At 71.4% G+C, this 18,377-nt stretch carries 17 protein-coding genes, 1 tRNA gene and 2 pseudogenes; 8 read left to right on the top strand and 12 right to left on the bottom strand.

Features of this window, described 5'->3' with window-relative positions:
- Together PSR1_RS24560 and PSR1_RS24200 are read left to right on the top strand one after the other, a co-directional pair.
- Positions 1 to 356: pseudogene (locus tag PSR1_RS24560) on the top strand (S58 family peptidase); the annotation flags it as partial.
- Between the two features lie 72 nt (positions 357 to 428).
- Positions 429 to 536 (top strand): aminopeptidase, encoded by a 108-nt coding sequence (locus PSR1_RS24200; protein WP_193388360.1) that lies wholly within the window; start codon positions 429 to 431, stop codon positions 534 to 536.
- 162 nt (positions 537 to 698) lie between these two features.
- Here the strand turns inward: PSR1_RS24200 and PSR1_RS13185 are convergent, their stop codons facing one another.
- Positions 699 to 1,811 (bottom strand): hypothetical protein, encoded by a 1,113-nt coding sequence (locus PSR1_RS13185; protein ID WP_059437998.1) that lies wholly within the window; start codon positions 1,809 to 1,811, stop codon positions 699 to 701.
- A gap of 288 nt (positions 1,812 to 2,099) precedes the next feature.
- Here PSR1_RS13185 and PSR1_RS13180 point away from each other — a divergent pair, with 288 nt between their 5' ends.
- The 3 genes from PSR1_RS13180 (at position 2,100) to PSR1_RS13170 (ending at position 4,021) form a co-directional block, all read left to right on the top strand.
- Positions 2,100 to 2,381 carry a hypothetical protein gene (locus PSR1_RS13180; protein WP_059437997.1) on the top strand — a complete coding sequence of 94 codons (282 nt, stop codon included), beginning with the start codon at positions 2,100 to 2,102 and terminating at the stop codon, positions 2,379 to 2,381.
- Positions 2,382 to 2,390: 9 nt separating this feature from the next.
- A tRNA-Ala gene (locus PSR1_RS13175) sits at positions 2,391 to 2,463 on the top strand.
- 130 nt (positions 2,464 to 2,593) lie between these two features.
- Entirely contained in the window at positions 2,594 to 4,021 is a 1,428-nt protein-coding gene (locus PSR1_RS13170; RefSeq protein ID WP_152643349.1) for a PIN domain-containing protein, read from the top strand.
- 35 nt (positions 4,022 to 4,056) lie between these two features.
- Here PSR1_RS13170 and PSR1_RS23810 read toward each other — a convergent pair whose 3' ends face one another.
- From PSR1_RS23810 to PSR1_RS13150, 4 genes are all read right to left on the bottom strand, one after another.
- Positions 4,057 to 6,387 carry a hypothetical protein gene (locus PSR1_RS23810; RefSeq protein ID WP_152643348.1) on the bottom strand — a complete coding sequence of 777 codons (2,331 nt, stop codon included), beginning with the start codon at positions 6,385 to 6,387 and terminating at the stop codon, positions 4,057 to 4,059.
- Between the two features lie 543 nt (positions 6,388 to 6,930).
- Positions 6,931 to 7,242, bottom strand: a complete 312-nt coding sequence (locus PSR1_RS13160; protein ID WP_059437994.1) for a DUF6665 family protein — start codon at positions 7,240 to 7,242, stop codon at positions 6,931 to 6,933.
- Between the two features lie 464 nt (positions 7,243 to 7,706).
- The gene (locus PSR1_RS13155) at positions 7,707 to 8,870 is read right to left on the bottom strand and encodes a hypothetical protein (RefSeq protein WP_059437993.1); all 1,164 of its coding nucleotides are present in this window, start codon (positions 8,868 to 8,870) and stop codon (positions 7,707 to 7,709) included.
- A gap of 169 nt (positions 8,871 to 9,039) precedes the next feature.
- Complete coding sequence (locus PSR1_RS13150) at positions 9,040 to 9,942, bottom strand: LysR family transcriptional regulator (RefSeq protein WP_059437992.1); 903 nt, start codon at positions 9,940 to 9,942, stop codon at positions 9,040 to 9,042.
- Positions 9,943 to 10,204: 262 nt separating this feature from the next.
- Here PSR1_RS13150 and PSR1_RS13145 point away from each other — a divergent pair, with 262 nt between their 5' ends.
- The 3 genes from PSR1_RS13145 to PSR1_RS13135 all read left to right on the top strand — a co-directional run bounded on the left by PSR1_RS13145 (position 10,205) and on the right by PSR1_RS13135 (position 13,502).
- Positions 10,205 to 11,284 (top strand): thiamine pyrophosphate-dependent dehydrogenase E1 component subunit alpha, encoded by a 1,080-nt coding sequence (locus PSR1_RS13145; RefSeq protein ID WP_237757944.1) that lies wholly within the window; start codon positions 10,205 to 10,207, stop codon positions 11,282 to 11,284.
- 96 nt (positions 11,285 to 11,380) lie between these two features.
- Positions 11,381 to 12,655 carry an ATP-grasp domain-containing protein gene (locus PSR1_RS13140; RefSeq protein WP_059437990.1) on the top strand — a complete coding sequence of 425 codons (1,275 nt, stop codon included), beginning with the start codon at positions 11,381 to 11,383 and terminating at the stop codon, positions 12,653 to 12,655.
- A gap of 43 nt (positions 12,656 to 12,698) precedes the next feature.
- Positions 12,699 to 13,502, top strand: a complete 804-nt coding sequence (locus PSR1_RS13135; RefSeq protein ID WP_059437989.1) for a class I SAM-dependent methyltransferase — start codon at positions 12,699 to 12,701, stop codon at positions 13,500 to 13,502.
- A gap of 22 nt (positions 13,503 to 13,524) precedes the next feature.
- Here the strand turns inward: PSR1_RS13135 and PSR1_RS13130 are convergent, their stop codons facing one another.
- The 7 genes and pseudogenes from PSR1_RS13130 to PSR1_RS13100 form a co-directional block, all read right to left on the bottom strand.
- Positions 13,525 to 14,502 (bottom strand): recombinase zinc beta ribbon domain-containing protein, encoded by a 978-nt coding sequence (locus PSR1_RS13130; RefSeq protein ID WP_272946361.1) that lies wholly within the window; start codon positions 14,500 to 14,502, stop codon positions 13,525 to 13,527.
- A gap of 87 nt (positions 14,503 to 14,589) precedes the next feature.
- Positions 14,590 to 14,991 (bottom strand): recombinase family protein, encoded by a 402-nt coding sequence (locus PSR1_RS13125; RefSeq protein ID WP_082100246.1) that lies wholly within the window; start codon positions 14,989 to 14,991, stop codon positions 14,590 to 14,592.
- On the bottom strand, positions 14,960 to 16,405 hold the full coding sequence (locus tag PSR1_RS13120) for a CUAEP/CCAEP-tail radical SAM (seleno)protein (protein WP_370539099.1): 1,446 nt from the start codon (positions 16,403 to 16,405) through the stop codon (positions 14,960 to 14,962). Before PSR1_RS13120 ends, PSR1_RS13125 begins: the two co-directional genes overlap by 32 nt.
- Positions 16,406 to 16,448: 43 nt before the next feature.
- Positions 16,449 to 16,727, bottom strand: coding sequence for an oxidative damage protection protein (locus PSR1_RS13115; RefSeq protein WP_012525478.1), 279 nt, complete (start codon positions 16,725 to 16,727; stop codon positions 16,449 to 16,451).
- 174 nt (positions 16,728 to 16,901) lie between these two features.
- Positions 16,902 to 17,108, bottom strand: coding sequence for a helix-turn-helix domain-containing protein (locus PSR1_RS13110; protein WP_011421488.1), 207 nt, complete (start codon positions 17,106 to 17,108; stop codon positions 16,902 to 16,904).
- 100 nt (positions 17,109 to 17,208) lie between these two features.
- Positions 17,209 to 17,955, bottom strand: coding sequence for a response regulator (locus PSR1_RS13105; protein ID WP_059437986.1), 747 nt, complete (start codon positions 17,953 to 17,955; stop codon positions 17,209 to 17,211).
- Between the two features lie 35 nt (positions 17,956 to 17,990).
- Positions 17,991 to 18,377: pseudogene (locus PSR1_RS13100) on the bottom strand (molybdopterin molybdenumtransferase MoeA); the annotation flags it as partial.

Raw genomic sequence — 18,377 nt, 5'->3', positions numbered from 1 at the left:
CCTGGCAGGCGGACGCCGCGCGCCAGGCGGCCGCTCCCCCGATGCGCGGCCGGCGGCCGCCGGGGCCCGACGCCGCCGCGCGGTCCCGCACCGCGCCGCCCGCCTCGGCCGCGAAGCCGACCGCGGTCCGCGGCGCCGAGGGCATGGCGCGGCCCGCCCGCCCGCCCGGCGCCGCGGGGCCGGGCGCGGGCCAGGGGAGCCCCACGCGCATCGAGCGCCAGGACGCGCGCAGCGACTCGCAGGAGGCGAAGCGCGAGGCGGCGGAGCCGCGCCGGGAGGAGCCTCGGGGCGCGGGCGCGCGGGGGAAGGACGGGGCGGGACCGCGCCCCGACGGCGGGGGGTCCGGCGAGGGGTAGGCGCGGCCCGCGGCCGGCGACCGTGGTATACAGGGCGCCCCGCGTTTCGCGGTCCCTTTTCCAGGAGGACGCATGGCGAACTCGAAGAGCAAGCACAACCGCATGAAGTCCCGCCGCCGCCAGCAGTGGAAGGCGCGCAAGAAGCGCCAGAAGGCGGCCACGAAGTCCTCGAAGAAGTAGCCCCGCGTCCCGTCCGGACGCGAACGGCGGGCCGGCATCGCGCCGGGCCCGCCGTTTCGTTTTCGTCTCCGCCGCGCCCTTCGATCCGCTCACCCTGAGCGTAGGCCGCGCCGGCAGGCGCGGCCGGAGTCGAAGGGTGATCCCGTCGACGTGAGCCGGGCCTCAGAACCGGAAGGACAACCCGAGCTCCGGCCCGGTGAAGTCGGCCGAGGGCGCCTCGGTGCCGTCGCCGAACACGTGGATGGCGCGCCAGCCCATGGTGACGGCCAGCGGGCCGCCGCGGAACGCCACGGCGGCGCGCGAGTCGGTCACCGCGATGGGCAGCGGCGTGACCCGCGCGTGCCCCTCGAGGCCGATGGGCCCGATGAGCCCGAGCTGCCCCGAGACGCCGACGTCGGGCCCGAACGACACGTCGCCCGCGTGCGTCTTGTCCGCGAACGCGCCGGTGCGCGGCATCGAGAGCATCGAGCCGCCCGCCTCCAGCCGGAGCTGGACGGAGGGCTCGGAGAGGAACGCCCAGGTGACGTGGGCGGTGCCCCAGCCCAGCGCGTCGCCGCTCGCGCCCGGCAGCCGGGTGAGCCCGTCGCGCTCCAGGCCGTCCACGCTGGCGTTGAAGCCGAGCGTCGGCGTCTCGATCGCGATGGCCACGCCGCCGGTGTAGCCGTCCGGCACGGCGGCCACCCGCGCGTCGAGGCGCAGCGTCACCGGGTCGGGCGCGGGCGGCGGGTAGTACGCGCCGCTGCCGTCGCCGGCGACGGTGCCCGGAGGGCCGCCGTACGGGCTCGGGTAGAGCGGGTAGTAGCCGTAGCCCCAGCCCCAGCCCCACCAGAACGGCGCGGCCGCGACGACGGCCACGCCCGGCGCGACGGCGTAGCCGCCGCGATAGCCGCCGCGGCCCGGCGCCGGGGCCGACGGGTAGGGCGCCGGCGCGCCGCGGTAATAGGGCGCGGGGGCGGCGCGGTAGGGCGCGGGCGCGCCGCGCGTGGCGTACGGGGCGGCTCCGCGGGGCGCGTAGGCGTAGCCGCCGGGCGCGTAGGCGCGCGGGGCCGCCGGCGCGCCGCGGGCGTACGGCGCAGGCATGGCGCCGGGCACCGGCGCCGCCACCGGACCGCCGCCGCGGAAGCCGCCGCGTGGACCGGCCGCGCCGCCGCGCGGTGGGCCGCCGCGTGCCGGCGCGCGGGCGCTGCCGCGGACGGTGGACCGATCGTCCCGCGCCGCCGCGAGGGCGGGCGGAAGCGCGAGCGAGAGGGCGAGCAGGGAAGCGGTGAGCCGCATGGGACACCTCCGGAAGGACCGGGGTAGCAACGGCGGTGCCACCTCCTCCCGCGGAGGGAGCGCCCGGCGCGGAGGCCGCGGGATCGCGGGCGCTTTCCGCGCGCGCGGCGCGGCCGCGGGCCGGGCCCGAGCGGCCGGGTGACGCTGCGCGAGGACAGCGGTGTGACGGCGCCGCCCATCCGCGCGGAGCCCGGCCGCGGCAGGCGACAACGGCCTTGACTGCCGCGCCGCCCTCGCGTTAATCACTGCCCCTCCCGAGCGGTCCTCGATGGCCGGGCGGGAACGCGAGTGGCAGGGAAGCTCTTCGAAGCGCTGCGGGATCGGCTGGTGCTCCGATCGCAGATCGGGAAGCGGAAGCTGGACCGGACCGCGACCCGGCGAGCGCTGGACAGGGCCCTGCGCGACCTCGGCGAGCGCTTCGGCGCGCTGGCCAGGGCCGGGCGGGTGACGGTGCCGGCCGACCTCGCGGCGGTGGTGAAGCAGGTGCAGGACCTCGAGCTCCGGCTCGAGCAGCAGGAGCGGGACCTCGCGGAGCTGGAGCGCGAGAGCCCCGCAGGCAGCACGACATAGAAGATCTTCGGGCCCGTGGCGCAGCTGGGAGCGCGTCTGAATGGCATTCAGAAGGTCACCGGTTCGATCCCGGTCGGGTCCACAGTAGACGAAGGGGGTTACCGGTGACGGTAGCCCCCTTCTTATTGTCGTGGGTAACGCAGTGGGTAACGCGGCCCCCGATATCGCCGCAGCGGGAGGTCGCTGACGGGCGTGTGTGCTAAGCGTACCCGGTGCCGACCCGGGCGGTCCTCTTCCTAGACACGAACGTCTTCCTGCACTACCGGTTTCCTGCAGAGGTCGACTGGTGCTCTGAACTTGCCGTCGAGCGGGTACTGCTCGTGGTTCCTTCAGTCGTTACTTCCGAGCTAGACGTCAAGAAGAACACCGGCACAAAGCAACAAAAGTCGCGGGCTGCAGCAGCCCTAAAACGCCTCCGCGAGGCGATGCGGCAGCCTCCCTGTGCGCCTGAGAAGTGGGGAGACATCGTCGGTGTCGACCCGGCGATGGCCTTCCCCCTCCGGCCTGGCGTCGATGTCTTCTTCGACCCGGTCGAACCGGCCATGCCCGCAGACCTGGGGTTAGACCCCGGCTGGAAGGATGACCGGCTGGTCGCGAGCGTCTACAGGCTCGCACGAGCTAACGAAGGCGTTTGTGTCGAGGTCAGAGCCAGAGACATCACCGTGGAGATGAAGTTCAAGCGCCTCCGCATCCCTGCGACCGAACCTCCAGAAGCCGCGCTTCTGCCGGACGAACCGGATCCCGATCAACAGCGGATCCGAGTCCTCGAAAAGGAGTTAGCTGAACTCCGTGCAGCGGCCCCGAAGCTCGTGCTCGCATTTAGGGGTGAAGGGGGGACGCTCGTACGCCAGGGGGAAGCGACGCTTCGTATCCCGAGGCGACCGACGACGGACGAGATTCAGGCGATTATTGCTGCTGCGCGCAAGGTCCACCATCCGATGGAGAAGGTCGAAGTCCACGACCTTTCCGCGATGATGTTCCGTGCCGACCCGAACTACGACGCAAGAGTCGATGCGTATAACGCGTCGCTTGCCGCGTATTTCGAGGAGCTGCGCTCGTTTCTTCAGAACTACCGAGAGAAGAATGACCGACTCCGATGCTTCCTTATCCGCCTGCGTGTGTTCAACGCGGGTCAAAGACCCGCCGAGAACATTCGTCTCACGGTCCGCTTCCCTGACACCGTGTCGGTTCATCTGAAGGCGCCGAAGGCTCCGCCCATTCCGCAGGCCCCAACAGCGCCGCGCTTGCGCATGCTGTTGGCTCTCGATGCCTTTCAACAACACTGGGCTCCCGGCGGTACCGCGTTTAACCCGTCGTGGAATTTGCCACTGGTCGATCCCCTTCCGTCCTTTAACCGCCCGGACATTAGGGGGAATACGGTCAGCTTCAGAGAGAGACGCCTTGAACACAGCCACGGTCTTGACTGCAAGCCGGTACTCGTTGCGTTCAATAGTCTTACCGATATCAGGCCGTTCCAGATCTCCTATTCGTTCTACGCGGATAACCTGCCACGTATGGATGAAGGTGAGTTGAACATAATCGTCAAGCGCGAGGATCTGGACACCCCTAATCTCCCCGCCGTTGTCGAGACGAAAAAGGAAGGGGACAAGGTCGGCGGAGAACAAGAGCGGCGGAAGTGACCCGATCCACTGAGGACATGACGGGGCGTGGCAAACTAGTGCCTGCGCTGCTTTCGCTTAAACCGATCGATCAGTTCTGAGTCATAGCTCCCCATGTCCAAGTAGACCTGCTGCGTCAGGCTCGCGAGTTCCCATAAGTCGTCCATGTGCGTGCTGGGATGTGCGGTGAGCGCTGCGTGCTTGCCGCCCTTCGCCTTCCAAGTCTGCGGAACGTGCCACTCGCTGAATAGTTCGGTGGCTGTAAGCACGATTACCAGCGCGCGATGCTCCCCGTTTCGCAGCCCGCGTCCCCACTGGGCCAGGCTCCTGATCAACTTCGTCTCTTCAGGAGCCAGCGACTCTTTGAGCGTTGAAAAGACGAGGAAACAGCCCGGAAACAGTTCTGCGAGCCGCTTCAGCCGCTGGATGGACCGTCGATCGAATGCCTTTGAGCCGAAGCTCTTGGATTCCCCGAACACCAACGACGGTGCGGGATTTATCCAGAATTTTTCGCCCGCCCGATACCATGCGACGAAGTCGACCTCTAGGGGGTTGGGTCCCAGGGTGTCGGATTCCAACAGAAGACCAGTCGAGTATGTAAGCACCTCGTGCCCCACATGAAGCGTCGCTCCAAGAGCCCTGAGACTTAGCACGGTCGAGTAAGCACCCATCGCATGGTTCGCGTGGCTGAATGGCCCGACGAGCCGGTAGCGCCAGTCCTTCTCTTTGAATGAAAGGTTCCCCTGCGGAAATGGAAACGACCGCAGGCACCGCTGGCAAGCCACCTCGTAATCGACAGTGCTCAAGTCATACCAATTGTTCTGGCCGCACTTCGGACATCGTACTGACAAACCAAGGCGAATGACGTTGCGGTCAGTGAAGGCGCTCAGTCCGGGGGCCGACCAAGCCTTTCCTCCGGACTTCCTGCGGTCAAGGATCTGTTTCCACTGAGCGACCCCGGCGGTTCGATCCGGAAATTCCTCAACGGTCCCGGACTTCCTCTCGTGCACCGACTTTGCCATCCGCTCCATCAGCTCAAGCGTCGGAGCGTCCGCAAAGATCGAGCACGCGCGCAGTCCACCTACGGCACGAATCACTTCGTCAGCGTTTCGCCCGGGATCCGAAGGCTTCGCCTTGAGCCCGCGTGACTCGAACCACGTGATGAACGCAGTCTTCTGGGGCTGCAGAGATATGAACTCCCGCCCGTGTCGCATTTGCTGAAGCAGAACAAAACCTTCGCGAGAAACGATCGTTGGCTCACTGATTGTAAGTCTAGGGACGTCGGTCGCGACTACATTGGGTGGATACGTAATTGCGAGCCCGCTTTCGCCCGAGTAGTCGTTAAGCGTAAGTACGTTCGCCCAGCGCGCGTGGTTCGTCCCACGACCAAAGCGCCTCGCGAACTTCGGAGCTAGCGGCTTGAATTGGAAGTTGGGGTTGTCGATCGAAACGGTTGGCTCGATATCATCCTCTGCTGCTTCGAGTCGGGCGAGTCGCGGCTGCACTCCTCCGTGCCGCCAGTCCGTGTGCCAAATCTGGTCGTACCAGAGCTTTATTGAAAATGAATGTTGAGGGAGCGGTCGCTGACCCGAGTCGGTCAAGAGATCGATGGCGTCGCGCGCCGTCTTCTCGCTGATCGATCGTCCGAACTCGAGCGTCGTGTGAATCATTACGCCGTGCGGGTTCCCCGGCAGAGGCCTGTGCGTACGCTCGATGAAGGCGCGAAGAAACTCGATGGCAGTCCCGAACCACGCGATGTCGAGCGGCACTACTCGCTTGAATAGCGCTACGTTCCAGTAGTCGATCAGATCCGGAACGCTCGAGGAGTCGAAGACGAACACCGTCGGATCCCATCCGTCGCGGTAGTTCGTTTCGATTCCGTGTGACCCGACATGGAAGGGCGTCGCATACTTCCCCTCAAGAATCTTAAGATACGAAGCCGCGGTAGCCTCGAGTGTTTCAGGTTCGAAGGCCTCTCCGTAGCCACGTCGAAAATATTCGACCGCCTTCTCGTTTGGAAACACACCTACCGAGGCTTCGAATATCGCCCGCCGCGGATCTCCCTTCTCGACGTAGGCGAACTTTCGGTCGTTATGCTTGGGCACAAACCGAAGTTCCCGCTTGTAGCGGTATTGGTAGAGTTCGAATACGTCCTGACCAAGCAGGAAGTCGGCTCCTGTGCCTTCGGTGTCGCTGTGGAACTCGGCCAGCGGTATGACGCGCCGACGAAATGAATGCGCGTCGCCCCTAATCCCCAGTTTGTCAGCAAGCCCATTCTCGGCCTCAACAAAGACGTCCGGCTCGAAGAATCTGACTAGGGCGAGAGCAAGGTCTCGTCCCTTGACTGAGGATGGCAGTTGCTTGCGCCAAGCAGACGGGACCCCCACCGGGATGATCGGGTTGTGCCTCCCGCCCCACAGGCAAGTGCAAAGGCGCAAGAACCGAAGGATCGCAGGCCTGCACCTGTCTGTCGGCCGAACAAGGAGGCCGATTCGAGTTGGCCGGAGACGTACCGAACCAAAGAGTTGGGCCATGCCGCACAGTATGCGTGGGCACCGTACGGCATGACCAGGACTTCTAGCGGTGCTTGCTCCACCTCCGAGCCGTGTAGCGCGCGATCCCGCGGACTACGCCTCCCCGGTGGTGACCTTTGACGTCCCCCCGGAAAACTGCACGGGAAATGACTTTAGGACTTCGCTGGGACACTCGCAGTAACCTCGGTGTCCTTCTTCACGAGCGGTCTTCTACCCGAACCGCACCCGGTCTATCGACCCGAGGAGTGTCAATCTCGGCGAGGGGAACACCGTAGTCCAAGCGCCTGCGAGTAGCGGTCCACCATGCGCGAGGAGTTCCGGGCATGGTGGGCCGGCGAGACGCGCGACGATGGTCGTTTCCCGTCCGTGAGCGACGCCGCAAACTACAGTCCGCAGCTACGGTCGCAGCCGTGCAGCGGTCCGATAGCTGGCGCGCCTCCGGACCTCGGGCGGCACCCTCAGCACTTCGTAGAGGATGTCGTGGTGCGTGATCCCCATCGCTTCCCGCTGGACGATGAGTTGCCACAGGCGTGTTCCCGCCTCGTCGAGGATGGTTTCGCGTGCGGCCTCATCGACGACGCCTGCAGTCGACTGGTCGGTCTGCCTGAGCCTCGAGAGTGACTCCTCCAGCCTCTCGGTCGTGCGCGAGAGCGCATGCGCCTGCTCCGCGAAGATCTCCCATTCGAGGGGACTGCGCGCGTCGCCCATGGCTGGGACTGTACTCACGGTTGATGCTGGCTCAAGGTGAACCCGTGCGCTGGGTGAAAGATCGCGTCAGACGCGAGGGACGCGCCCGCCGTCCGCGCTGCGCTCACCCCGACGCCACGCGCTGGGGCTCGTCGGCTCGCGGTGACGGCAATCAGGCTGTCCGCATCTCCAGCCCAGCGCGAGTGGTCTGGCGCCCGGCGGAGGCGCGACCCGGACGCAAACGTTGCTCCCCTCCGAGTTCCTCCCGACCTGTCAGGAAACCCGCGAAAATCGCGGTGTCGGGCCGAACCCCCGGGATCACGGAAATCGTTGCGGCCCGATACTTGCGCGCGCTGCCGGGCTGAATGGCATTCAGAAGGTCACCGGTTCGATCCCGGTCGGATCCACAGTAAGAGCGGGCGGTTAGGAGAGATCCTGACCGCCCGTTTTCTTTTGGCGTGCGCGGGCTGTGCCGCGCCCCGCGCCTACTTCCCCGGGAACACCGGCCGCTGGCCGAGCGGCGTGTTGAGCAGGTCCACCACCTCGCGCCGCACCTCCTCCACCTGCGTCGACAGCGCGGCCGTGTTGTCGTCGTCGCGGCCGCGGGTCCGCGTGTGCTCCTGCTGCACCAGCGTCACGAGCTGCTCGACGAGGCTGCGCAGCTCGGCGAGGTCGCCGGCGGTCTGGTTGACGCACGCCATGATCGCGCCCTGGACCGCGCCGCTCTCCTGCTTGTGGATCTCGTCCACGCCGATGTAGACGACGTTCGCGATCGCGGCGGCGGTCTCGGGGATGAGCGTGATGCCGAGCGCGTTGAAGCCGAGCGCGTCCTGGCCGCCCACGTCGGCGACCTGGCGCGCGATCCCGGCCAGCGTCGCCGCCACGAGCCGCAGCGCGGGCACGGCGTCGGCGAGCCGCGGGTCCACCGTCGGCACGATGCAGCCGCCGGCCGCGGCGGTCGGCCCGCCGGCGGTGGTGCTGGCGTTGACGTCGTCCAGGCGCAGGTTCATCTCGATGAGCGCGTCCTCGGTGGAGCCGTAGGTCGCGTCGAGCTCCTCCGCCGACTCGCGCATGTCCGCCGCGTCGCCCGACGCCTCGGCGACGTCGAGGAACGTGTCGCACTCCAGGCCGCGCCGCGCCTTGCCCCGGTTCTTCGTCTCCGGGTTGCACGCCTGCGGGTTGCCGGACGCGTCGGGCTCGACGGCGGCGCACCGCGCGTGGAGGTTGCCCTGCTCGTAGTCGCAGATGCCGTCGCCGTTGCCGTCGTCGCCGGCGGAGAGCGGCATGAGGTGCCCCCCGCCCTTCACGCCGAGCGCCTCGTTCCGCGCGTGGCGGCGGAACGCCTCGCGATCGTGGTTCTTCACGGCCCGCGCCGCGTTCGCCTTCGCGTTCCGGATGTGCGTGACGCGGTCGCGCGGCGTGCTCCGCTGCAGCTTGGTCCCGTCGGCGAACGCGACGTCCGCGGTGTAGCCGAGCTGCGCCGCGAGCGCCGCCTGACGGCAGGTGAGGCGCGCGTACGGGTCGAGGTCGCCGCACGCCCGCTTCTCGGGCGGCTGGGCCCGGCCGACGGCCGGGGCCAGCAGGGCGAGGGCGGACGAGAGGGCGACCACGAGCGCGCCGGAGCCGATCCCCGTGTGTCGCGTGAACATGGATCCCCCTTTCTCTCGGACCCCGGCACGCGCCGGGGCCGATCGCGATCCCGCACCCGCCGGCGGCGGAGCGCAAAGCGTCGCTTGGGTGCGGCGCACCGCACCCGTCGTCCGGGTCACCCCGGGTGAATCACGCACCGTGAATGGGCGCGGCGGGGCGCCCGGGCGCTCACCCCGCGCGCGCGGCGGCGCGCGGCGCGGCCACCCGCGCGCACTCGAGCAGCGCCTCTGCCGCGCGCGAGAGCGGCGCGTCGCGCCGGTGCACCAGCAGCACCGGCCGCGGGAAGCGCATCTCGTGCACCGTGAGGCCGACCAGCTCCCCGCGCGCGAGCTCCGGGTCGGCGACGCGCGCGGGCATGAGCGCGATGCCGACCCGCTCCACCACCAACCGCTTCACGGCGTCCAGCGTGGGCAGCTCCATCACGATGTCGAGCGGCGTCCGGTGCCGCGCGAACGCCTTCACCACCCGCTCGCGGTTGGGGGAGCGGACGTGGTGCGCCAAGAAGGCCTCGCCGCCGAGCTGCCGGATCGAGACCGTGCCGCGCCGGGCGAGCGGGTGCTCCGGCGGCACGAGCAGCACCAGGTCGTCGGTGGCGATCTGCTGCGCCACCAGCCCGGGCTGCGCGGGGCGGTAGGTGAGCACGCCCAGCTCGACGTCGCGCCCGAGCACGGCGGTCGGGATCTCGCGCGCCAGGGCGCGGTGCACCTCGACGCGCAGGCGCGGGTGGCGCCGCCGGAACTCGGCGAGGACGGGGAGCAGGTGCGTGGCGGTGTGCTCGTTCGCCGCCACCGCCACGGTGCCGCGCTGGAGGTCGCGCAGCGCCTCGAGCGCCTCGCCCGCGTCGCGCCGCAGCTTCAGCATCCGCTGGGCGTAGTCGTGCAGCACCTTGCCCTCGGCGGTGAGGCTGGCGTCCCGCGACGAGCGATCCACCAGCGTCGCCCCGACCTCGTCCTCGAGCCGCCGCAGCGCCTGGCTCACGGCGGGCTGCGTGCGCCGGAGGCGCTCCGCGGCGCGGGTGAAGCTGCGCTCCTCCGCGACGGCGGCGAGCAGCTCGAGCTGGGCGAGATCCATGCGGGCGTCCTCCGGGGCGGCGCGCCATCATATCAACGCATGTGATGCTTACATCACCACAATCACTTGGACTTATGCTCTTGCCCGCCGCTAGGGTCGGACCGTGCGTTCCACCCTGCGTCCCGACAAGGTAGAGCCCGTCCGCCGTCCGGGCGTCCCGCGCGTACGCGCCGTCCCCGTCCCGGCCCCCACCGCGCCGGCCGTCGGAGGCGTCGCTGCGGACGCCGGGCGAGGATGGGAGGCGGCGTTCCCGATCTTCCGGGTGCTGGACGACCACGGCGACGCGGACCCGCGCCACGCGACGCTCGGGCCGCAAGAGGCGCTCGAGCTGCACCGGCACCTCGTGCGCGCCCGCGCGCTCGACGCGCGCATGACGGCGCTGCAGCGCCAGGGCCGCATCGGCTTCTACGTCGGCGCCGAGGGCGAGGAGGCGTGCGTGGTGGGGGCGGCCGCCGCCATGGCGCCGCAGGACTGGCTCTTCCCGTGCTACCGCGAGCACGCCGCGGCGCTCCTGCGCGGGCTCCCGCTGGACGCGTTCCTCTGCAACCTGTTCGGCAACGCGGGCGATCTCGCCCGCGGCCGGCAGATGCCGTGCCACGAGACCTGGCGCCCGGGCCACTACACGTCGGTGAGCGCGCCGCTCGGCACCCAGCTGCCGCATGCGGTCGGCGCCGCCTGGGCGGCCCGGCTGAAGGGCGAGGACATGGTGTCGCTCACCTGGTTCGGCGACGGCGCCACCAGCACGCACGACTTCCACACCGCGCTCGGCTTCGCCGGCGTGCACGAGGTGCCGGTGGTGTTCCTGTGCCGCGCCAACGGCTGGGCCATCAGCACGCCCACCGCGCAGCAGACGGCCGCGGAGACCATCGCGCAGAAGGGCATCGCCTACGGCGTGCGCGGCGAGCGGGTGGACGGCAACGACCTGCTGGCGGTGCACGCGGCGACCCGCCGCGCCCGCGCGCAGGCGGCGGCCGGGGAGGGGCCCACGCTCCTCGAGTGCGTCACCTACCGCGTCGGCCCGCACACCACCTCCGACGATCCGCGCGGCTACCGCGACGACGCCGAGGTGGCGCCCTGGCGCGCACGGGACCCGCTCGAGCGGCTGCGCGTGCACCTGGAGCGGACCGGCGCGCTCGCCCCGGGCGCGCACGCGGCCCTGCTGCGCGAGGCCGACGACGAGATCCGCGCCGCGGTGGCCCGCGTCGAGGCGTTGCCGCCGCCGGCGCGCGAGAGCCTGTTCGAGGACGTGTACGCCGCGCCGCTCCGGCAGCAGCGCGAGCAGTGCGACGAGTGCCTGGCCGTCCCGCCCGCGGGCGCGGCGCACCCGTCCCGCCGCGGCTGACCCCGGGCGCCCGGCCATCGCCGGCCGCGGCCTGGATCCGGCCCGACGGCGTGCCGGTTGCCCGCGCGGCCGTCCGGCCGCATAAACTCCGGCGCCATGCCCACGCCGAACGGAGCGCTGCTCCTCCTCGTCCCCACCACGAGCTACCGCCTCGACGACTTTCGCGACGCCGCCCGGCGCCTGGGGGTCCCGCTGCTGGTCGGGAGCGATCGCTGCCACCAGATCGAGGACACCTTCGGTCCGGAGGCGGGGCTCCTCTCCCTCGACTACCGCAAGCCCGAGCACGCCGCCGACCAGATCGCCGAGGCCGCCCGCACGCGGCCCATCGCCGGGATCGTGCCGGGGAGCGACCCGACCGCCGTCATCGCCGCGCTCGCGGCCGAGCGGCTGGGGCTGCCCTACAACCCGCCGGTCGCCGCGCGCCGGGCCGCGGACAAGCACGCCATGCGCGTCACGCTCCGCGACGCGGGGGTGCCGGTGCCCGGGTTCCACCTCCACGCGCTCGACGAGGACCCGGAGGCGGCCGCCCGCGCCGCCCCGTACCCGTGCGTGCTGAAGCCGCTCATCTTCTCGGCGTCGCGCGGCGTGATCCGCGCCGACGATCCGGCCGGCTTCGTGGCGGCCTGGCGCCGGATCCAGCGCCTCCTCCACGACACCCGCGTCGAGCGGCGCGCCCGCGAGCGCGAGTCGGCGGGCAGCGTGCTGGTGGAGGCGTTCGTGCCCGGCGCCGAGGTGGCGCTGGAGGGGCTGCTGCGCGGCGGCCGGCTCGAGGTCCTGGCGCTGTTCGACAAGCCCGACCCGCTCGACGGCCCCTACTTCGAGGAGACGATCTACGTGACGCCCTCGCGCCACCCGGCCGCGCTCCGCGCCGAGGTGGAGCGGATCACCGCGGCCGGCGCCGCGGCGCTCGGCCTGCGCGAGGGGCCGGTGCACGCGGAGCTGCGCCTGTCGCCGCGGGGCCCGGTCGTGCTGGAGATCGCGGCGCGCTCCATCGGCGGCCTCTGCTCGCGCACGCTGCGCTTCGGCGCGGGCCTCTCGCTGGAGGAGGTGCTGGTGGCGCACGCCATGGGCCTGCCGCTCGAGCAGCTCCGGCGCGAGGCGCGCGCCTCCGGCGTGATGATGCTGCCCATCCCGCAGCGCGGGATCCTCCACGGCGTCCGGGGCGTGGACGGCGCGCGGGCGGTGCCCGGCGTCGAGGACGTGGTGATCACGGTGCCCGAGGGGCGCGAGGTGGTGCCGCTCCCCGAGGGCGACAGCTACCTCGGCTTCCTGTTCGCGAAGGGCGAGACGCCGGAGGAGGTGGAGCGCACCCTCCGGGAGGCGCACCGCCGGCTCTCCTTCGACATCCGGGCCCCGCTGCCGGTCGCCTGATCCGGGACGTGCGCGCCGGACCCCTCCCGCGCAAGGGGAGGGCATGTCCGCGGATCCCTCGGCGCACGACGTCTGGGACGTCGGCGCCGGCTACGAGGCGTACATCGGCCGGTGGAGCCGGCTGGTGGCGCGCGAGGTGGTCGCGTGGCTGGGGGCGGGACCGCACGGCCGCTGGCTCGACGCGGGCTGCGGCACCGGCGCGCTCGGCGACGCGATCGCGGCGCAGGCGGCGCCGGCGGTGGTCGTGGGCCTCGACCGGTCGCTGGGCTTCGTCGCGCACGCGCGCGGCCGCACCGGCGGCGCCGGCCGGGCGTTCGTCGCCGCGGACGCGCAGGTCCTGCCGGTCCGCGACGGCGCGTTCGACGCGGTGGTCTCCGCGCTGGTGCTGAACTTCGTCGCCGAGCCGGCGCGCATGGTGGCGGAGCTGGCCCGGGCGGCGCGGCCGGGCGCGCCGGTGGCGCTGTACGTCTGGGACTACGCCGACGGCATGGAGTACATCCGGCGCTTCTGGGACGCGGCCCGCGCGCTCGACCCGGCGGCCGCGGCGCTCGACGAGGCGGTGCGCTTCCCGATCTGCGCGCCCGGGCCGCTGTCGGCGCTGCTCGAGGGCGCGGGCCTCGCGGACGTCGAGGTGCGCGCGGTGGAGGTGCCCACGAGCTTCCGCGACTTCGCCGAGTGCTGGGCGCCGTTCCTGGCCGGCCAGGGGCCGGCGCCCGCCTACGCCATGTCGCTCCCCGAGGATCGCCGCGCGGCGCTGCGGGACGCGTTCCGGGCGGCGCTCCCGGTGGCGCCTGACGGTACGATCCCGCTCCGCGCCCGCGCCTGGGCCGCGCGCGGCCGCCGCTGAGCGCGCGCAGCGCGTGGGCGCGTCAGCGCGGCGACTCGGTCGCGAGTCCCTTGACCTGACGGCCAGCGGGCTCACAGCGACTGTCCGATCCCGGCTCCACGGGTGCGTTCGCGGCAGCCGGGACGATGAGCGAATGCTGGAGAGAAATCTTCCACTTCACTCCGTGCTCGGTCGGGATCATCGTCGCGCGGCGCATGAACATTTGAAGCACCGTTCGGGCCTCGTCGGCATTGGACGAGAAGAGGTCGCCGAGGTTCGCGAGCTTCGCGCGGAGGGCGTCGGCGTCGACGGCCGGGGCGCGCGGCGCACGCGGCGCGAGGAGCTTCGCCATTCGCGCCTTCATCGCCAGTAGCTGGGACTCCTCGACGGCGAGCTTGCGCTTGAGGAGGTTCGTCGAACCGGCACCCGACGCCACCATCTCCAGGACCCGCTCGACGCGCTCCTCCTGTCTGCGAATGCACTCCGTGAGTGCAATCGCTTCTCGGCCCTCCCGCTCCTCGCGCTGGACCGCCACAGCCCAGCGCCGCCGGCCGACCTCGACCCACTCGCTGAATTTCTCGGTCGTGAGATATCTCAGCGTATGGTCGACCACGATGTGCCGAATCTTTGCCTCGGACATCATGCGACCGTTCGAGCAGACCGCCTCGCCGCCGCGCCGGTTGGCACCGCAGGCGTAGCCAATCCAAGGCCCGCCGTTCGCTCTCTTGCTCGTATGGATGAAGAGCTTGCTCCCGCAGACGCCGCAGAAGAGCAGGCCGGACATGGTGCGCGCGGCGTTCTTCGACCCGATTGGCCGTCCGGGGCGGAACTTGCCTCGAGCGACACGAAGCTTACGGACCGCGTCCCACGTTGCGTGGTCGATGATGCGGAGGCTGGGGTCGTCCCGGACGAGCCACTCCTCCTTCGGCCGGGGCGTGTACGTGTACTTCTTGGTGATCGGGTGCTTGCGCCACTCGCCCGTGCGCCAGAACACCCTCCCAATGTACCGCTCGCTATTCAGGGGAGGTGCTCGATGGTGTTCGCGAGCCAGGCGGGCCGGCGCGGGCCGGGGACGCGCTCCTGGTTCAGCGCCTGAGCGATGCCGTGGCTACCGGTTCCGTCCAGGAAAGAGGGGAGGCTGCTTCTTGGCGAGCGCTCGAAGCTGGTCGAGCCCGGGGCGGTCCTCGGCGATGCCGCTGATGGCCTCGTCCTTGACCACCAAGATGGCGGTCAGCCCCTCGTCCTGGGCGTAGCGCGAGCAGTTGCGTACCTGGTCGTCAATGCTGCGCGGGTCCTGATGCTTGGTGGAGAACCGCGCATAGATGACGGCGCAGTTCTCCGAAGCGGCTTCAGGTTCGCGCGCGAGCAGCACCAATCCCCAGGCCATACTCGCAGTATGCGGGTCCGGTACGACATGCGCTGCGCCGCTCACCGTCGAATGCTGGATCCAACGCGAGGCCGGCCCCGAGCGGTTCCCTTCAACCCCCGGTCGGCTCGTCTGCTCGGCCATCTCCGCGGACCAAACTGGTCTGCCGCGCTTGTGGCTCTGCTCAACAGAACCAGCTCTCGGTGAGGCGCGGCACGCGGCGCTGGTCGGGCGCGAGCACGCGGACGTGGCGGTGCGGGAGCCCGGCCGCGGCGAGGACCAGCGCGCGGACGCGCGCGATGGTCTCGAGCGGCGGCGCGTCGCGCGCGGCGCCGGCCTCGACCTCGGCGGCGATGCGCGGCTGGAGCGCGTCCATGCGCGGATCCGGGTGGCGCCAGCGCCAGGTGAGCGCGGCCGCGTCGAGCCCCTCGAACGCGATCCCGGGCGCGCGCTCCAGCAGCGAGCCGGGCGGCACGAGCAGCCGGATGGAGAGCTGCACCGGATCGAGGTTGGGGAGCATCCCCTCCGCCTCGAGCACGTCGAGCAGGTCCACCAGGTCGTCGAGCGTCCCCCAGGGCGTGAACGGCATCAGCGTGGGGCGGAGCGGCACGCCGGCCGCGGCGCAGGCGCGGAACGCGGCGACGGCGTCGGCGCGGTCGTGGCCCTTGTCGAGCGCGGCCAGGACGCGATCCGAGAGCGCCTCGACCGCGGAGGTGACGAACACCGCGCCGAGCCGGGCCAGCTCGGCGACCGCGTCCGCGTGCGCCACCAGGTGCGAGACCTTGGCGGTGAAGTCGAAGGTGAGCGCCGGGAAGCGCGCGTGCACGGCGCGCGCGACGCGGAGCGCGTGGGTGGGGCCGTTCAGGAAGTCGGGGTCGCCGAAGGTGACGTGCGCGGCCCCGAGCGCCACCTGCCGGGCCACGTCCTCGACCACCGTCTCGGCCGGCACCGCCACGAAGCGGCCGCGGTAGACCGGCGGGATGGGGCAGTGGCGGCAGAGGTGCTTGCACCCGCGGGTCGCCTCGGCGTAGCCGGCCACCCGGAGCGTCCCGTCGGCCGCCGCGAGGCGCGCGTAGCGCGACAGGGCCGGGAGCGCGGCGCGGCTCGGGACCGGGTAGTCCAGCCGGGCCCGCGGCGCGGCGTCGCCGCCGCGCTGGACGAAGCGGCCGAGGTCCTCGCCGCGCTCGAGCGCGCCCGCCAGCGCGACGAGGTCGTCCTCGCACTCGCCGCCGAGCACGGCGCTCGCGCCGGCCGCGAGCAGGAGATCGGCGTGGAGCGGCGCGTACAGGCCGTGGAACGCGATCGCCGCCGCGGGGTGGAGCGCCCGCACGCGCGCGGCCGCCTCGAGCCCGAGGCGCAGCGCGGTGTGCATGGGGACGGAGATCGCGACGAGGCGCGCGGCGGCGACGCGGGCCGGGTCGAGCGCCTCGACCGCGAGGTCGAGGCAGGCGGGCGCGAAGCCGGCCCGCTCCAGGAAGGCGAGCGGCAGCGCCAGCCCGTGCGGCTGGTGGCCGAGCTCGTAGGTGGAGACGAGGAGGATCTCGCCCGGACGCCGCACCGTGCGCTCCCGCGTCACCTCGCCCGCCGCGCCGGCGGGACGGCTAGCCCTTGGACGGGGGCGGCCGGTAGTCGGGCGGGAGCTGCGCGTTCTCGCCGAAGAAGAACTGCTCGGCCTGCTGGTAGAGGATCTCGGTGGTCCGCGGGTCCGCCGGGGCGAGGCGGTACTCGTTGAGGATCATCTTGAAGTGCTCGAGCCAGAGCTTCCAGGCGTCCTGCGAGATCGAGTCGTAGATCCGCTGGCCGAGCTCGTTCGGGAAGGGCTTGTAGGCGAGGCCCGGCAGCTCACGGCCGAGCTTCTTGCACATCACCATTCGCGCCACGCCGACGTCCTTTCGAAAGTGGAGGCCGGTCGGGGGGCGGGACCGGCGGACCGCGGGAACATAAGCGATCTCCGCGGCGGACGCCACGTGGACGGGCGCGGGTGGAGGGGGAGCGGTGCGCGGCCCGGCGGGCGCGCGACGCGGAGGGCCGCGCCGCGCGCGCGGGCCGGTGGATCAGGACAGCAGGGACGTCGGCGAGACCGACAGCGCCTTGGCCAGCGACTCGAGCGTGTCGAGCGGCGGCGTCCGCTGCCCGCGCTCGAGCATGGAGATGTACGAGACGGACAGCCCGGCCTTGGCGGCGAGGGCTTCCTGGGAGAGCTTGCGGCGGAGGCGTTCGCTCTTGAGGTTGACGGCGAACTTGTCGGCGAGTGCGGCCATGGTGGCTCCCTGCGGTGTCACGGTGGGTGATTTGCGGAATCCGCAACCCGGACTGCGGGTTCCGCACACCGAGAGAAATAACACCTCTCGCGGGGCGTTTCTACCGCGAGGTTGTCCCGTGTCTCCTCGACCTGGACGGAAGGGGCACCTGATACCGTGCGAGAAGTCGCCTCAGCGCGAAGTACGAGATCCCCAGCGCGCGCGCCAGGCCCTGGCTGTCCCCCTCGAAGAGGCGCGCCGAAGCGGTGAGGTAGCGCCGCGCAGCCTCCTTGAACGGGAGCACGTCCTCGCGCGCCTGCGGCGGGCGGAACCCGGGCATGGCGCGGGCGAGGTCGCCGGAGAGCTGCGACAGGCGCGCGCGGGCCTCGTCCACCTCGGCCTCGCCCTTCTCGATGAGCCGCGTGAGCCGGCGCCGGTCGAGCGCGAGCTCCAGGGCGCGCTCGAACGCGAGCGGCTCCGGCTCGTCCCGGTACTCGTGGAAGAAGTCCGCGCCGGCCATCACCGCCGCCACCGCCTCGGAGGCGGGGGCACCGGCCGTGAACGCGAGGATGGCGAGGTCCGGGCGGCGGGCGCGCAGCTCCTGGATGACCTCGAGGCCGTTGCGGCGGGGCATGACGAGGTCCACCGCGACGGCGGTCACCTGCGCCGTGGCGCGCCGCAGGGCCTCCTCGCCGTTGCGCGCCACCAGGATGCGATAGAGCGGGTAGCGCCCCAGCACCTGGGCGCGCTGCCGCCCCGGAACGGACTCCAGGTGCCGCTTCACGACCTCGAGGTGGAGGTCGTCGTCGTCGGCGAGGAGGAGGACGTGGTCGTGCTCCTCCGGGCGTTCCCATCGCGCGCGGGCCATTGCGCGCCCCTCATACCACGGACGGGGGGTGGGCTTCACCCATCGTGCCGCACGTCGGCGGCGAGCAGGATCGCCCGGACCCGGGCGCCGCGCGCGAGCCGCGCGCGGCCGGGCGGGAGGACGGCCAGCGCGGCGTGACCCGTGGTGGACGAGAGGTTGCCGCTGACCTGGGTCCGGAGCGGCTCGAGCACGAGCTCGTCCCCCGAAGGCCGCACGCGGCAGCGCAGGTACACGGTGAGCTCGGCCGGCTTCTCCTGCGCGGCCGCGAGCCGGCCCGTGGCCACCACGCGGCCGCTGCCGGGGAGCCCCGCCAGCGCGCGGAGCGCCGGGCGGACGAACAGCTCGAAGGTCACCAGCGTGCTGGCCGGGTTGCCGGGGAGCCCGAACACCGCGGTCGCGCCCCACAGCCCGAACGCGAACGG

This window comes from Anaeromyxobacter sp. PSR-1 (assembly GCF_000964525.1).
Lineage (GTDB): Bacteria > Myxococcota > Myxococcia > Myxococcales > Anaeromyxobacteraceae > Anaeromyxobacter.
Note: the sequence above shows the minus strand (reverse complement) of the source record. Positions and strands in the feature narration are given on the sequence as shown.